The organism is Nonomuraea sp. NPDC049141, assembly GCF_040648415.1.
Taxonomy (GTDB): domain Bacteria; phylum Actinomycetota; class Actinomycetes; order Streptosporangiales; family Streptosporangiaceae; genus Nonomuraea.
This window is the reverse complement of sequence record NZ_JBEZDR010000001.1, coordinates 205,207-219,792: the sequence shown is the minus strand read 5'-3', so window position 1 is coordinate 219,792 and position 14,586 is coordinate 205,207. Positions and strand designations below refer to the sequence as shown.

The window sequence follows — 14,586 nt, the reverse complement described above, 5'->3', positions numbered from 1 at the left end:
GCCGAGGCTCTGCGGCATCAACCGACTGTGGGTCCGTTGAGACTCTGCGACGTCAACCGGCTGTGGGTCCGTTACGGCCTGGCGACTTCAACCGGCCGTCGGGCCGCTACGGCCCGGCGGCGTCGGTCGTGCGGTCAGCCGGTGAGCTGGGCTTCCAGGCGGTAGCCGTCGACCGTGACGTACACCTGATCGCCGGCGCGGGCGTTGAGGCGCATGAGGACCGGCTGGAGCGAGTCGAACACCGGTTGGTGGCCCTGCCAGACCAGCACGATGGCGTTGTCTCCCGGGCCCGTGACCGACAGGAGGGTGCCGGGGCGCATGCCGAGCTGCGTGGCATACCCCTCGGGCACCGGGACCGGGCCGCCCCGGAGGTGTTCGTTGGTGACCTCGATGCGCTGCCAGCGGCGCGGGTCCGACGACGGGCCCGGCAGCGGGGGCGGCGGGGTGGCGGGAGTGCCCGCGAGCGTGCCCGGCAGCATGGCGGACCGGCCGCCCGAGAGAGCGGACAGCGTGGCGAGGGCCGCCGAGGGGTCGATGGACTTGCTCTCGGCCGCGGGGATGGGCTGGCCGCCCCGGTGGTGGTGGCCGTTGGCTCCGGGGGTACGGCGGGGAAGCGGCTGGGCCGGTGACGGCTCGGACGCGACGGGGTCCGACGTGTCCGGCAGCGCGTCGAACCAGGCCTTGGCCGAGTGCGCGCGGATGCCCAGCTCGCTGAGCAGTTCCACGACGTCGGCGTCGGCGGGCTGGCCGGCCAGCAACTGCCTGGTACGGGCCTGCAGGCCGTGCAGGTCGCCGACCACCAGCCAGCCGTCCTGGAGGCGGCGGTCGGGCATCAGCGTCACGAGCACCCGCCAGAGCGGCGTACGCAGCGAGGGGACCATCACCGGGTGGGCCGGGTCGGCGCCGATGAGCTGATCCTGGGTGGCGGCGGCGCCGAGCCACTCCGTCAGCCGGAACATGTGCCCGGTGACCGGCGCCGACTCCGACGAGCGCAGCCAGTGCAGCACGCGTTCCTCGGCCGTCCGCTGCGCCTGGGAGAGGATGTCCCGGTCGACGAGCATCTTGTGGGCGAGCGTACGCAGGCTGACGGGGTCTTCGGCGAACAGGCGGTGTACGGCCACCGCGAGGGCCAGCTTGTCCAGGCTGCGGAACAGGCTGTCGACGACTCGGACCATGGCGTGGTCGGTCTCGGAGGGGGCGGGCGTCGCCGGTGTGGCGTTGGCGGCCGGCGCGGGGGCGCCGTACGCGCTGCCGTTGCCCGGAGCGCCTGCCGCCGGGACGGGGCCGGTGTGGGTGTCCGCGTTCGGGGTGCGGGGCGTTTTGCCCAGGTCGCCGGGGAAGCCGCCTGTGGTGGGTGATCCGTTGCCTGCGGGCGTTCCGGTGCCAGGCTTGACCGCGGGGAACTGCCCGGTGCCTGTGACAGATCCAGGGGCGAACAGTCCGGCGGCCGGGAGCGGCCCGGTTTGGGGCTTCCCGCTGGGTTCGGCGCCCGGGAGGGGACCCTGCTGGGTCGTTGCGTCAGGACGGTCGGCGACGGGCCCGGTGTGCGGGCCGCCAGGGGTGCCCGGGCCGCCAGGGGTGCCCGGGCCGCCAGGGGTAAGCGGGCTGCCAGGGGTGCCAGGGCCGACAGGGGTAAGCGGACTGCCGATCGGCGTTCCGGCCTGAGGGCCGGCGGTGGGGTGCGGACCGGTGTGCGGGCCGGCGGTGGGGTGCGGGCCCGTGTGCGGACTGGCAGCAGCGTGCGGGCCGGCGGCGGCGTGTGGGCCGGTCCGATCAGGGCTCGCGTTGCCTGGGGCGTTGGCGCTCGGAACCCCGGGGCCGGGGAGGCCGGTGCCCGGGAAGCCGCCGCCCTGCTGGCCGGCCGCGGGAGGATTGGCGCCTGAGGGGTTCGTGTCCTGGCGGGCCGCTTGGGGGCCGGACTGGGGCTGCGGAGCGGCCAGCGGCTGCGCGCCGGTCGTGGGCTGCGCGCCGCCCTTGTTGTTCTGCGCCGGGAACGAGCCGGTCTGAGGCGGTCCGCCCGGTGCGGGGGATGAGCCGGTCTGGGCAGGTCCGCCCGGCGCCGGGAATGAGCCGGTCTGAGCCGGTCCGCCCGGCACGGGGAACGAGCCGGTCTGGCGGGGGGCCCCGCTCTGAGCGGCGAAGGAGCCTGTCTGGGGTCCGCCTTGGTCGGCGAAGGGACCCGTCTGAGCAGCACCCTGGCCGGGGAAGGAGCCGGTCTGGCGTTGAGCGGTGCCGTTCTCGTGCGCCACGGGCTGCGGGCCGGTGTGCACCGGGCTCTGGGCCGGGCCTCCGTCGCGCTGGCCGGGTACCGTGCCGCGCTGGAGCGGGCGGGTCACCTCTGGGTGGCCCTGGACCGGCTGCTGTCCCGGGTGCGCGCCGGGCCGGGCCTGCGGCGGGCCGGGCTGCTGGGCGGACTGGCCGGGTTCGCGTTGGACCGGGATGCGGCTGAGCACCTCGCGGAACACCGAGCCGATCACCACTTCAGGCGTGGCCGACGGGGTGCCCAGGTCGCCGGGCGAGAGACGGCGCAGTCGCTGCCAGCCGCCCAGGCCGGTGATCGCCGTCCTGGTGGCCTCCGGCCAGCCGGGCAGCGCCGGGTCGATGTGGTGCACGGTCAGCGCGGGCAGCAGGTCGGCGAGGGCCATGTGGTCCCAGCGGGACGAGGCCAGCAACGCGAGCCGGTCGCAGATCCAGTCGAGTCCGGCCGTACTGAGAGCCCTCGACAGGGCGACGGACGACCACCACCCGGCGGGCAGGCGCGGATCGCCCAGCGCCTCCGCGACTTGCTGGGGACGGCTCCAGCGCAAGGCAGGGACCAGGTCGCTCAGGCAGATCGATGACTCGACTTCCATCGGCGGACCTTATCCTCCCCAGTGAGCCGCGTGTTGCTACTCAATACGCATGTGGTTAATGGTGCAGCCTACGCGGCAAGCTATCAATCGGTGTGAATAGGGTAAAGAAGGTTCAGCTCCAAACCGTACCGTGGCCGACCGCCCACCAGGGCCACACACTCGGCTCCGGCCCGGCATCCGGCCTCCAAAGACTGCCCTTCACCGGCACCGTTCAATCTTGCTGTGAGATATCCCGCAGCGAACGCGTCGCCCGCTCCCGTCGAGTCCACGACGTTCGCTGGAACCCCAGCTGTCGCAGCCGTCACCGTGCCGTCCGAAGCTGCCAGAGCGCCTTGGGGTCCCAGCTTGACGATCGCGGTGCCGTACCTCTCGCTGAGCAGTTCGGCGGCGCGCTGAGGGGTCGGCGCTCCGGTGAGCAGGAGGGCCTCGTCCCGGTTGGGGATGATGAGGTCGGCGGGCGCGGATTCGCGCAGGAACCGGTCGATGCCGAACTCGTGCAGGAAGCCGGTCGAGGCGGGATCCATGCTGACGGCCACCCCGGCGGCGCGCGCCTCGGCCATGGCGAGCCTGGCCAGCCGGAGCCCCGGCTCGGCGAAGAGCGTGTAGCCGGACAGGTGCAGGCGGCCCACGCCGTCGAGCAGGGCGCCGTCCCAGTCCTCGGCGGAGATCCGGCCGCCCGCGCCCCGGTTGGTGAGGAACGATCGTTCGCCGGTCCGGTCCACCATCGCGATCACGATCGCCGTCGGATGGTCGGGGTCGACGCGTACGTGCGGGCGCACCCCGGTCTTGATCAGCTCGGCGGTGTGCCACTCACTGCTGTCGTAACCGAGCCTGGCCAGCAGCCGTACGTCGGCGCCCAGGTGGGCGGCCCAGGAGGCGGTGTTCGCGCCCGAGCCGCCGGGACGGAGCACGATGTCGGCGGCCGTGTCGGTGCCCGACATGACCGGTGTGTCGTGCAGGGCCACCACATCGGTGACGACGTCGCCGATGACGAGGAGGCCGGTGCCGGTCACGCTCGTGACCAGGAGAGCGCAATCTGGGCCGCGAGGGTGACGTTGCCGCGGACCGCGGCCAGGTTCGCCTCCAGGGAGGCACCGCCGGTGCCGTCCACCAGATAGCCGAGGAGGAACGGGGTGATCTTCTGCCCGGTCACGCCCTCGCGGTCGGCGGCGGCCAGCGCCTCGCTCAGCACGCGGTCGTGCAGGGCCGGGTCGAGCTGCTGCTCCACCGGGATGGGGTTGGCGACGATCAGCGCGCTCTCCTGGCCGCCGAACGCGTCCTGGCCGCGCATGATGGCCGCGGCCTCGTCGGCCGACTCGATCCGCCAGTCGATCGGCTCGCCGGAGGAGTGCAGGTAGAAGCCGGGGAAGGTGTCCGTACGGTATCCCGCCACGCTCACGCCGCGGGTCTCCAGGCGCTGGAGGGTCGCGGGCACGTCCAGGATCGACTTGACCCCGGCGCACACGATGGTGATCCGGGTACGCGCGAGCGTGTCGAGGTCGGCCGACTCGTCCTGTTCCTGGATCCAGCCCCGGTGCACGCCGCCGAGCCCTCCGGTGGCGAAGATCCGGATGCCCGCGCGGGCCGCCAGGAACGAGGTGGCCGACACGGTCGTCGCACCGCTCGCCTTCAGCGCCGCCGCCACCGGCAGGTCGCGCTGGCTCAACTTGCGCAGGTCCGACTCGGTCGCGATGCGTTCGAGCTCCACGTCGTTCAGGCCCACGTGGGCGACGCCGTCGAGCACCGCGATCGTGGCCGGTACGGCACCCGCCGCCCGGACGATGCCCTCGAGCTCCCGGGCGACCTCCAGGTTGCGCGGCTGCGGCAGACCATGCGAGATGATCGTGGACTCCAGGGCAACGACGGGAGCGCCGGTGGCGAGGGCTTCGGCGACCTCGTCGGACGGCCGGAGGATGGGGTCGGCGGCGCGGTGCATGCGGGTTTCGTGCTCCCTTGTATGGCGGCTTAATGGAACGGTCTACTTTACGTAGTTTGTTCAGATTAAGCACGTTACGGAGGGACGGGCCGCGCGTCCACCGATGATCACACGAGGAGCATGACACCCGCGAGCGAGACGGCCCCGACCAGGCCGGTGGCAATGGCGCCGAGCAGCAGCGCGCGCCCGCCCTTGACCAGTATGCGGGCGTCGATCCCCGTACCGAGGCCGAACAGGGCGGCGGCCATGAGAATGTTCGTGACCTGGGGGATCGCGGTGGTCACGGCGCCGGGGACCAGGCCGGTGCCGCGCAGCGCCACCATCGCCAGGAACCCGGCCACGAACAGCGGGATGATCGGCGGCCGCTTGCTCCGGCCGGGGGCATCGGTCCCGGCGTGGCGGCGGCGGTACGAGGTCAGGGCGACGATCGGGGCGAGCAGGATGACGCGCCCCAGCTTGACGGTGACGGCGGTGACCAGCACACCCGAGGCGGCCCCGATCGCGGCCACCTGGGCCACCTCGTGCACGGCGGCCCCGGCCCACACGCCCAGCTGCGTCGGTGACAGCCCGAGCCAGGACGCCGCCAGCGGCAGGAGGGCGATGGCGGTGGTGCCGTACAGGACGACCACGCTGAGCGCGCTGGCCGCGTCATCGTCGGAGGAGTCGTCGGTGCTCTCGCGCATGGCCGCGATCGCGGCGGCGCCGCAGATCGAGACGCCGGTGGCGACCAGCAGTGACGTGCCCGGCGAGAGGCCGAGGCGGCGGCCGATCAGCGGGGTCAGCGTGAACGTGACGCCGGTCGCGAGCACCACGACGGCCACCGTCCGCCACCCCAGCGCCAGCACCTGCGGCACCGCGATCTGCAGGCCGAGCAGCACGATCGCGGTACGCAGCACCCGCTTCGCGACGAACCGCAGACCGGGCTTGAGCCGCTCGCCGACGCCCACCAGGTTCGCCAGCGCCGCGCCCGACACGACGGCGACGACCGCGGGGCTGAGTATGGGCACGAAGTGGTTCACGACCAGCGCGAACACCACCGCCACCGCCGCCGCGCCGACACCAGGCAGCCGGCGCTCACTGCTTGGGTCGCCACCCAGGGGACGATCACCGGGCGGACGATCGTGCGGCAGGCGGGCGGTGAAGGTCATGATCCCAGTGTTCTGAGTGCCGGGAGGGCTCGGTAGCCATCCGTTGCCTGGGAGGTCATAGCCTGTGGCTATGAGTACGCTGCCGGATCTCGACTCGCTGAAGCTCCTGGTCGACGTGGGCGAGCTGGGCAGCCTGGGGCAGGCGGCCAAGGTCGCGGGCATTGCCCAGCCGTCGGCCAGCAAGCGGATCGCGCACCTGGAGCGCCGCCTGGGCCTGCCGCTGCTGGAGCGTACGCCGCGCGGGTCCACGCTGACCGCCGAGGGCAAGATGGTGGCGGGCTGGGCCGCTCAGGTGCTCGCCGCCGCCCAGGAGCTGATGCGCGCCGCCCAGGCGGTACGGCACAGCGGAGCGGCCCATCTGCGGGTGGCGGCGAGCATGACGGTGGCCGAGTACCTGGTGCCGCGCTGGCTGGGCGAGCTGCAGAACCGCGAGCCTGGCGTCCAGGTCGGCCTCGATGTGGTGAACTCCGCCGACGTCGCCGCCCGGGTGCTGGCCGGGGAGGTGGAGCTGGGCTTCGTCGAGGGGCCGAGCGTGCCCGAGGGACTGGCCAGCCGCGTGGTGGGCACCGACCGGCTGGTGGTCGTGGTGGCGCCGGGGCATGCCTGGGCGCGCCGCCGTACCGCGCTCAAAGGGGCGGAACTGGCCGCCACGCCGCTCGTCGTGCGCGAGCCCGGGTCGGGCACGCGGGAGACGCTGGACGTGGCGTTCAGGAGCCTGCACCGCGCCAGCCCGCGGCTGGAGCTGGGCTCGAACTCGGCCGTCAAGGGCGCCGCCCAGGCCGGGTCGGCGCCCGCGGTGCTCAGCGGGTACGCCGTGGAGGCGGAGGTGGCCACGGGACGGCTGGTCGAGGTGCCGCTCGCGGGCCTGAACCTGGTCAGGAGCCTGCGCGCGGTGTGGCGCCGCGGCCGCTCACTCGCCGCCCCGGCCGCGACCCTTCTGGCGATCGCCAGCCGCCCATGAGCCGTTTTGCCGTTATGGCACGGGAAGTTGTCCATCCATCGAACACCGGCTGATGCTGTCCCGTCCCCGGCAGGAAAGGCCCTTTCGATGCATGTCTTCGTCACCGGCGCGAGCGGATACATCGGCGGCACCGTCGCCGCCCACCTCCTTCAGGCCGGCCACCTCGTCACCGGCCTGATCCGCGACCCGGCCAGAGCCGAGGAACTCGCCCGGCTGGGCATCCAGCCGGTGGTGGGCACCCTGGACGACACGGCTGTGCTCGCCGAGCAGGCCCACCGCGCCGACGCCGTCGTCAACGCGGCCAGCAGCGACCACCGCGGCGCCGTCGAAACGCTCATCGCCGCACTGGCCGGGTCCGGCAAGGCCCTGATCCACACCAGCGGTTCCAGCATCGTGGCGGTCGGCACCCAAGGCGAGGCGTCCGAAGAGATCTTCAACGAGGACGTTCTCGATGCGGGCTCCGCCTGGGAGCCCGACCATCCCATCCGCAAGGCCCGCGTCGCCATCGACCGCTTGGTCCTGGGCGCCGCGGAGCAAGGCGTGCGCTCCGCGGTCCTCTGCGACAGCCTGATCTACGGACCCGGACGAGGCCTGGGCCGCGACAGCGTCCTGATCGCGGCACTTGTCCGCCAGGCACGTTCCGGCGGGGTGGTCCGCCACGTCGGGACCGGCCGCAACATCTGGTCCAACGTCCACATCGACGACATGGCCGCGTTGTATCTCCTCGCCCTGGAGAAGTCGCCCCCCGGTACCTTCTATTTCGTCGAGAACGGTGAGGAGTCCTTCGCCGCGATGACCGGCGCCATCGCCCGCTCCCTCGGCCTCCCCGGCCCACAGCCCTGGAACCCCGCCTCCCCGGACAACGTCTGGGATCCCCAGTTCGCCGGCCACGCCCTGGGCTCCAACAGCCGCGTGCGCACCACCCGTACGCGCGATCTCCTCGGCTGGAGCCCGCGGCACCGATCCGTCACCGACTGGATCACCGGCACCGACCTGGTAGTAAGGGACGAGACGAAGCATCCGACAGAAGAGGCGCGCTCATGACGAGTCAGTTCACCGGCTTGAGGATCGCGGTGACCGGCGTCACCGGCAACCTCGGCGGGCGCGTCGCCCGGCGGCTCGCCGCCGCCGGCACCCCGCAGACCATGGTGGTCCGCGACCTGGATCGGGCCCCGCGACTGCCCGGGGCCACCGCGGTTCGCGGCGGGTTCGGCGAGCGTGACGCGCTCCTGCGGGCCCTGGACGGCGTTGACCGGGTCCTGATGGTGTCGGCCTCGGAGACGCCCGACCGCCTCCAGCAGCACCGCACCTTCGTCGACGCCGCCGCCGAGGCCGGTGTCGCCCACCTGGTGTACATCTCGTTCTACGGCGCCGCCCCCGATGCCACGTTCACCCTCGCCCGTGACCACTGGGCCACCGAGCAGCACATCCTGGCCAGCGGCTTGGCCTTCACCTTCCTGCGCGACAACCTCTACGCCGACTTCCTGCCGGCCATGGTCGGTGCCGACGATGTCGTCCGGGGCCCCGCCGGACAGGGGCGAGCCGCGGTCGTCGCGCAGGACGACATCGCCGATGCCGCCACAGCCGTACTGCTCGATGCTCCCGAGCACGCCGGAGCCACCTACGACCTGACCGGCCCGCAATCCCTCACCTTGGCCGAAGTCGCCGCGATCCTGTCGCAGGCGACCGGCCGCGTCGTCACCTACCATCCCGAGACGGTGGCGGAGGCCTACCGATCCCGCGCCTCCTACGGCGCCCCTGACTGGCAGGTCGACGCCTGGGTCTCCACCTATACCGCCATCGCCGCCGGCGAACTCGACGGGGTCAGCGACGCCATTCCCCGACTGACCGGCCGGCCCGCCACCCCGCTGGCCGAGGTCGTTCGCGCCTCTTAGCTACAGCTTTCGCATGGCGCTGAGGGCCCGACGCCCACCTCCCGGCGGTCTCCTCCAGGACGGCGGCCCCGACGCCGTCGGCCTCGACCTTGCCGCCGACGCCGCTGAGCACGCCGGGCGCGTGGGCCTCCTGATCGCCGCGCCTGATCAGCAGCCAGCGGCCGTCTCGTTCCAGGAAGACCTCGACGTTCACCACGAAAGCCGGGCGTCCGCCTCTGGTGACACAGGCCGTGTGATCGTTCGTCATGCCTCGGCACCTTACGGCGGCGATCAATCGGTATGGTGCGGATATGGGGTCCTATGACGTCGTTGTCGCGGGTGGCGGGCACAACGGGCTGGTGGCGGCCGCCTACCTGGCGCGGGCCGGGCGGCGGGTGCTGGTGCTGGAGCGGCTCGGGTACGTGGGCGGCCTGGCGATCTCCGCGCGGCCCTTTCCGGGGGTGGACGTACGGCTGTCGCGCTACTCCTACCTGGTCAGCCTCCTGCCCACCGAGATCGTCCGCGACCTGGGGCTCCGCCTCGACCTGCGCCGTCGCCGCTACTCCTCCTACACGCCCCACGGCGACACCGGCCTGCTCGTCGACGACGGCGACGAGGGTGCCACCGCCGCCTCGTTCAGGGCCGTCACCGGAGGCGACGCCGACCGTCGGGCGTGGGAGGAGTTCTACGGACTGACCGCCGAGGTGGCCCGGGTCCTGGCGCCCACGCTGCTCGAACCCCTGCGTACCCCCGCCGAGATCGAACGCCTGGTGGGCGCCGAGGCGTGGCGGGACATGTTCCAGCGGCCGATCGGGCAGGTCGTGGACGAGCGGTTCCGCGACGACACCGTGCGTGGCGTGGTGCTGACCGACGCGTTGATCGGCACGTTCGCCGACCCCGCCACGGACCTGCTGGCCAACCGGTGCTTCCTCTACCACGTGATCGGCGACGGGACAGGCGACTGGAACGTGCCGGTCGGCGGGATGGGCGCGGTGTCCGGGGCGCTCGAAGCGGCCGCCAGGCAGGCGGGGGCCGAGATCAGGACCGGGGCGGAGATCATCGGGATCTCGCCGTCGGGTGAGGTGGCGTTCCGCACGGACGACGGCGAGCACACGGTCACGGGGCGGCACGTGCTGGTCAACCTGCCGCCGGCCGTCCTCGACCGGCTGCTCGGCGCGACGCCGGAGGTGCCCGAGGGTGCCCAGCTGAAGGTCAACATGGTGCTGAGCCGGCTGCCGCGGCTCAAGGACGCCTCGGTGGACCCGCGAGCGGCCTTCAGCGGTACGTTCCACATCAACGAGAGCCGCGACCAGCTGGCCAGGGCCCACGGGCAGGCGGCCCGGGGGCGGATCCCGGATCTGCCGCCCGCTGAGGTCTACTGCCACTCGCTGACCGACCCGTCGATCCTCGGCCCCGAGCTGCGGGGGCGGGCGGAGACGCTGACGCTGTTCGGGCTGCACATGCCTGCGCGCCTGTTCCGGGAAAATCCGGATAAGGCGAGGGATGAGGCGCTCAAGGCCACCCTGGCGTCCATCGACAGCGTGCTGGCCGAGCCCATCGAGGGCTGCCTCCTGCGCGCCCCTGACGGCACGCCCTGTATCGAGGCCAAGACGCCGGTCGACCTGGAGAACGAGGCGGGCCTGCCCGGCGGCCACATCTTCCACCGGGACCTGAGCTGGCCGTACGCGGAGGAAGGCGGCTGGGGGGTGGAGACGGCGCACGAGCGGATCCTGCTGTGCGGCGCCGGCGCCCGGAGGGGCGGCGGCGTCAGCGGCATCCCCGGCCACAACGCGGCGATGGCCCTACTGGCCTGAAGCCTCTTGGTCCGAGACCAATCGGACGGCCACGGTCATGGCCGCGGAGGCCAGCTCGGCCGGCGGCAGGTCCATGCCGAACAGCTCCGGCACCGTGGCCAGGATCAGCGCGAACACCGCCAGCCGCGCCTCGAACTGCACGACCGCGTCACCCCCCGGCCGGCTCAGCACCGACAGCAGCGTGATGATGCGCTCCTGCATCCGGTCGCCCACCGACGTCTCGGCGAACACCCCCTGGTTCACCTGCGCGAACCGCATCAGCGGCCGCCACCGGTCGTCCAGCAGCCCGGCGATCCGCCGCAGGATCTCCTGCCGGGCCTCGAACGTGTCCGGTTGCGCCCGCGCCCACTCCCCGAGTTCGTCGAGCGAGGAGATGAACCCGTCGGCGATGCTGGCGAGGATCTCCTCCTTCGTCCGGAAGTGGTAGTAGAGCGCCGGCCTGGTGATCTCCAGCCGCTCCGCCACCTCCTGCAACGTGGTCTTGTCGTAGCCCCGCTCGGCGAACAGTTCCATCGCGACCCGCTGGATCCGCTCACGTGTGTCGGTCCGCCGCCCTGCCATTCCACTCCCGTCCACTTGACGGCCGGGCCCCGCATTGCTTACTTTCACGTAAGTAAGCAATGCGAATCCGGCTTTGTAGGGAGCAAGACTATGACCCAATCCTTCCCTGTCCCGCGCACCTGCCCGTATGCCCCGCCGCCCGAGTACGAGCGGATGCGCGAGGAGGCGCCGCTCGTACGGGCCTCCCTGCCCAACGGCGACGTCTGGCTGGTCACCAGGTACGCCGAAGCCCGGCAGGTACTGAACGGCCAGGGCATCAGCACCAGCCCCGCCACCCCCGGCCACCCGAACAACGCGTTCACCGCCGAGGAACCGACCCAGGAGCAGCGGGAGGTCATGGAACGGTTCAGGGTCGGCCAGTTCATCGACATGGACCCGCCTGAACACGGCCGCTACCGGCGGTTGCTCATCCCCGAGTTCACCGTCCGGCGCGTCAAGGAGATGCGGCCCGGCATCCAGCGGACCGCCGACCTGCTCATCGACGACATGCTCGCCAAGGGCCCGGACGCCGAACTGGTCGCCGACTTCGGGCTGGCGCTGCCGTCGCTGGTCATCTGCCAGCTGCTCGGCGTGCCGTACGCCGACCACGAGTTCTTCCAGTCACGTACCCGCACCATGGTGTCCAGCGACAACCCGCAGGCGGGCTTCGCCGCGATCCTGGAGATCAAGGGCTACCTCGACGATCTCGTCACGGAGGCGGAGAAGCAGCCCAAGGACGACCTGCTCGGGCGACTGATCACGGCGGGGGAGGTGAGCCACGACGAGATCGTCGGCATGATCTCGCTGCTGCTCATCGCGGGCCACGAGACCACCGCCAACATGATCCCGCTCGGCGTCCTCACCCTGCTGCGCCACCCCGGTGAGCTGGCCCGGCTGCGGGAAGACCCGGGACTCTGGCCGATGGCGGTCGAGGAACTGCTGCGCTACCTGTCGATCGTCGACTGGGTGGCCTTCGACCGGGTGGCCGTCGAGGACCAGGAGATCGGCGGTCAGCTCGTCAGGAAGGGCGAGGGCATCTTCGTGCTCGGCGCCTCGGCGAACAGGGACGAGCGGGCCTTCGAGCGGCCGGACGAGTTCGACATCGACCGCGGCGCCCGCCACCATGTCGCCTTCGGTTACGGCGTGCACCAGTGTCTCGGCCAGAACCTGGCCAGGGCCGAACTGGAGATCGCCTACCGGACGCTGTTCGAGCGCATCCCGTCGCTGCGTCTCGCGGTGAACGAGGAGGAGGTTTCGTTCAAGTACAGTCAGGTCATCTTCGGGGCGAATGCCATGCCCGTCACGTGGCGGGACTCATGAAACATCCCCGAAATCGTTCATAGCGTTTTCATGATGGGGCCTTAGCTTAAGAGCATGAGTGAGCCTGCACGGTTGCTGGTGGTGGACGACGAACCCGCGTTGCGCGAGGCGTTGCAGTCGAGCCTCGAATTCGAGGGCTACAAGGTCGTCACAGCGAACGACGGGCAGGCCGCGCTCGACGAGCTGGCGCGCGAGACGTATGACGCGGTGCTGCTCGACGTCATGATGCCGCGCCTCGACGGGCTGACGGCCTGCCGCAGGCTCAGGGCCACGGGCAACCACATTCCTGTACTCATGCTGACCGCCCGCGACGCGGTCGGCGACCGGGTCTCCGGGCTCGACGCGGGCGCCGACGACTACCTGGTCAAGCCGTTCGAGCTCGACGAGCTGCTGGCCAGGGTCCGCGCCCTGCTGCGGCGGGGCGCGCTGCACACCGGCGCCCCTGAGGTCACGCTGAGCTACGGCGACCTGCGCATGGACCCCGACACCCGCGAGGTGACCAGGGGCGAGCGGCGGCTGGACCTCACCAGGACCGAATACCTGCTGATGGAGCTGTTCCTGTCGCACCCGCGCCAGGTGCTGACCCGAGAGCAGATCCTGGGCGAGGTGTGGGGGTTCGACTTCGAGCCGACGTCCAACTCGCTCGACGTGTACGTGATGTACCTGCGGCGCAAGACCGAGGCCGGTGGCGAGGCACGGGTGATCCACACCGTGCGCGGGGTGGGGTACACGCTGCGAGCGGCGCCGTGAGGAAAGGCAGTCTGCGCTCCCGGATGACCATCCTGGTCGCGGCGGCGGTGGCGATCGCGGTGGCGATCTCGGCGGTGGGCTGCTGGTACATCGTCCGCAGGGAGCTCTCCTATCAGCTCAACGAGTCGCTGAAGCAGATCCACCCGCCGTGGAAGGCCATGAACGACGCGGCGCGGCATTGCTCGGACCAGCCCGTGGACACCGGGGGGCCCGGCGACGGCGGCCCTGCTTGGGCCGAGCCGATGCAGCTCGTCCTCGCCAACGGCACCCGCTGCGTCATGGGCAACACCGCGATCAAGGTCACGCCGCACGACAAGACCATCGCCACGTCGTACCCCAACTCGCAGGAATTCTACGACGGCTACTACGACGACGGCACCCCGGTGCGCGTGCTCGCCACCAACGTCGACAAGGGCGCGGCGCTCGTGGTGGCCAGGCCCCTGGCCGAGCTGAACGGCACGCTGCGCAATCTGGTGCTCATGCTCGCCGGCGTGGCGGCGCTCGGCGTGCTCGTCGCCGCCGGAGCCGGCCTGCTCGTCTCGCGTACGGCCTTGCGCCCCGTCGGCCGCCTCACCAAGGCTGTCGAGCACATCGCCAGAACGGAGGATCTCAATACCCGCATCCCGGTGCGGGGCAATGACGAGATCGCCCGCCTGAGTGCCTCCTTCAACGCCATGACCACCGCGCTGACCGGATCGCGTGAGCGCCAGCAGCAACTCGTCGCCGACGCCGGCCACGAGTTGCGGACCCCGCTGACCACCCTGCGTACCAACATCGACCTGCTGCTGCGCAGCGAGCAGACCGGCCGCAGCCTCGACCCCGGCGCCAAGCAACGGCTGCTCGTCAACGTCAAGGCCCAGTTCGCCGAGCTGTCCACGCTGGTCGGCGACCTGCTGCAGTTGGCCCGCGGCGACACCGACCACGAGCCGCACATCGAGCTGGAGTTCAGCAACGTGGTCCGGGCCGCGGCCGAGCGGGCCCAGCTGCGCGGGGCCGCGGTCGCCACCGATCTGGCCCCCTGGTACGTCGTCGGCGGTCCCGCCTCGTTGGAACGTGCCGTGCTCAACCTCATCGACAACGCCGCCAAGTTCAGCCCGGACGGCGAGGTCCAGGTGACCTTGCGCCAAGGCGAGCTGACCGTACGCGATCACGGTCCCGGCATCCCCGAAGAGGACCTGCCGCATGTCTTCGAGCGCTTCTGGCGTTCGCCGGCGGCGCGTGGCCTGCCCGGCTCCGGGCTCGGGCTGGCGATCGTCGCGCAGGCCGTGGCCGAGACCGGGGGAAAGGTGCGCCTGGAGAACGCCCCCGGCGGCGGCGCGATCGCGATCGTCGAACTGCCCGGGAATCTCACCCCGCACTCATAATCGGCTAAGTCGCGTTAAAGACCCGAA

12 protein-coding genes are annotated in these 14,586 nt (G+C 71.7%); 7 read left to right on the top strand and 5 right to left on the bottom strand.

The window, feature by feature from the left end:
* Positions 1-134 precede the first annotated feature (134 nt).
* The 4 genes from AB0B91_RS00990 to AB0B91_RS00975 form a co-directional block, all read right to left on the bottom strand.
* Entirely contained in the window at positions 135-2,852 is a 2,718-nt protein-coding gene (locus tag AB0B91_RS00990) for a hypothetical protein (protein ID WP_358313008.1), read from the bottom strand.
* An 83-nt stretch (positions 2,853-2,935) separates the two neighbouring features.
* A complete protein-coding gene (locus tag AB0B91_RS00985) occupies positions 2,936-3,865 on the bottom strand; it encodes a sugar kinase (protein ID WP_358313006.1) in 930 nt (309 codons plus the stop codon).
* Positions 3,862-4,788: a pseudouridine-5'-phosphate glycosidase gene (locus AB0B91_RS00980; protein WP_358313003.1), complete on the bottom strand. Its 927-nt coding sequence runs from the start codon at positions 4,786-4,788 to the stop codon at positions 3,862-3,864. Before AB0B91_RS00980 ends, AB0B91_RS00985 begins: the two co-directional genes overlap by 4 nt.
* A gap of 107 nt (positions 4,789-4,895) precedes the next feature.
* Entirely contained in the window at positions 4,896-5,936 is a 1,041-nt protein-coding gene (locus AB0B91_RS00975) for a putative sulfate exporter family transporter (RefSeq protein ID WP_358313000.1), read from the bottom strand.
* Positions 5,937-6,006: 70 nt separating this feature from the next.
* Here AB0B91_RS00975 and AB0B91_RS00970 point away from each other — a divergent pair, with 70 nt between their 5' ends.
* From AB0B91_RS00970 to AB0B91_RS00955, 4 genes are all read left to right on the top strand, one after another.
* Positions 6,007-6,897, top strand: coding sequence for a LysR family transcriptional regulator (locus tag AB0B91_RS00970; protein WP_358312997.1), 891 nt, complete (start codon positions 6,007-6,009; stop codon positions 6,895-6,897).
* An 87-nt stretch (positions 6,898-6,984) separates the two neighbouring features.
* The gene (locus AB0B91_RS00965) at positions 6,985-7,941 is read left to right on the top strand and encodes an NAD-dependent epimerase/dehydratase family protein (RefSeq protein ID WP_358312994.1); all 957 of its coding nucleotides are present in this window, start codon (positions 6,985-6,987) and stop codon (positions 7,939-7,941) included.
* Positions 7,938-8,792 carry an SDR family oxidoreductase gene (locus tag AB0B91_RS00960; RefSeq protein WP_358312991.1) on the top strand — a complete coding sequence of 285 codons (855 nt, stop codon included), beginning with the start codon at positions 7,938-7,940 and terminating at the stop codon, positions 8,790-8,792. Before AB0B91_RS00965 ends, AB0B91_RS00960 begins: the two co-directional genes overlap by 4 nt.
* Positions 8,793-9,082: 290 nt before the next feature.
* On the top strand, positions 9,083-10,585 hold the full coding sequence (locus AB0B91_RS00955; RefSeq protein WP_358312988.1) for an NAD(P)/FAD-dependent oxidoreductase: 1,503 nt from the start codon (positions 9,083-9,085) through the stop codon (positions 10,583-10,585).
* On the opposite strand, the gene AB0B91_RS00950 is transcribed toward AB0B91_RS00955, so the two are convergent.
* Positions 10,574-11,146: a helix-turn-helix domain-containing protein gene (locus AB0B91_RS00950; protein WP_358312985.1), complete on the bottom strand. Its 573-nt coding sequence runs from the start codon at positions 11,144-11,146 to the stop codon at positions 10,574-10,576. The two genes, AB0B91_RS00955 and AB0B91_RS00950, sit on opposite strands and share 12 nt — an antisense overlap.
* Before the next feature lie 90 nt (positions 11,147-11,236).
* Here AB0B91_RS00950 and AB0B91_RS00945 point away from each other — a divergent pair, with 90 nt between their 5' ends.
* The 3 genes from AB0B91_RS00945 to AB0B91_RS00935 are packed head-to-tail and all read left to right on the top strand — an operon-like array spanning position 11,237 to position 14,559.
* Positions 11,237-12,445 carry a cytochrome P450 gene (locus AB0B91_RS00945; RefSeq protein WP_358312982.1) on the top strand — a complete coding sequence of 403 codons (1,209 nt, stop codon included), beginning with the start codon at positions 11,237-11,239 and terminating at the stop codon, positions 12,443-12,445.
* Positions 12,446-12,499: 54 nt separating this feature from the next.
* Complete coding sequence (locus AB0B91_RS00940; RefSeq protein WP_219539017.1) at positions 12,500-13,195, top strand: response regulator transcription factor; 696 nt, start codon at positions 12,500-12,502, stop codon at positions 13,193-13,195.
* 23 nt (positions 13,196-13,218) lie between these two features.
* On the top strand, positions 13,219-14,559 hold the full coding sequence (locus AB0B91_RS00935) for a HAMP domain-containing sensor histidine kinase (protein ID WP_358312979.1): 1,341 nt from the start codon (positions 13,219-13,221) through the stop codon (positions 14,557-14,559).
* Positions 14,560-14,586 lie beyond the last annotated feature (27 nt).

Bases quoted from the DNA above. Each gene is read 5' to 3' on its own strand.
- AB0B91_RS00940 (WP_219539017.1), top strand. From the start codon at position 12,500: ATGAGTGAGCCTGCACGGTTGCTGGTGGTGGACGACGAACCCGCGTTG.
- AB0B91_RS00980 (WP_358313003.1), bottom strand. From the start codon at position 4,788: ATGCACCGCGCCGCCGACCCCATCCTCCGGCCGTCCGACGAGGTCGCC.
- AB0B91_RS00960 (WP_358312991.1), top strand. From the start codon at position 7,938: ATGACGAGTCAGTTCACCGGCTTGAGGATCGCGGTGACCGGCGTCACC.
- AB0B91_RS00950 (WP_358312985.1), bottom strand. From the start codon at position 11,146: ATGGCAGGGCGGCGGACCGACACACGTGAGCGGATCCAGCGGGTCGCG.
- AB0B91_RS00965 (WP_358312994.1), top strand. From the start codon at position 6,985: ATGCATGTCTTCGTCACCGGCGCGAGCGGATACATCGGCGGCACCGTC.
- AB0B91_RS00955 (WP_358312988.1), top strand. From the start codon at position 9,083: ATGGGGTCCTATGACGTCGTTGTCGCGGGTGGCGGGCACAACGGGCTG.
- AB0B91_RS00970 (WP_358312997.1), top strand. From the start codon at position 6,007: ATGAGTACGCTGCCGGATCTCGACTCGCTGAAGCTCCTGGTCGACGTG.
- AB0B91_RS00935 (WP_358312979.1), top strand. From the start codon at position 13,219: ATGACCATCCTGGTCGCGGCGGCGGTGGCGATCGCGGTGGCGATCTCG.
- AB0B91_RS00990 (WP_358313008.1), bottom strand. From the start codon at position 2,852: ATGGAAGTCGAGTCATCGATCTGCCTGAGCGACCTGGTCCCTGCCTTG.
- AB0B91_RS00975 (WP_358313000.1), bottom strand. From the start codon at position 5,936: ATGACCTTCACCGCCCGCCTGCCGCACGATCGTCCGCCCGGTGATCGT.
- AB0B91_RS00945 (WP_358312982.1), top strand. From the start codon at position 11,237: ATGACCCAATCCTTCCCTGTCCCGCGCACCTGCCCGTATGCCCCGCCG.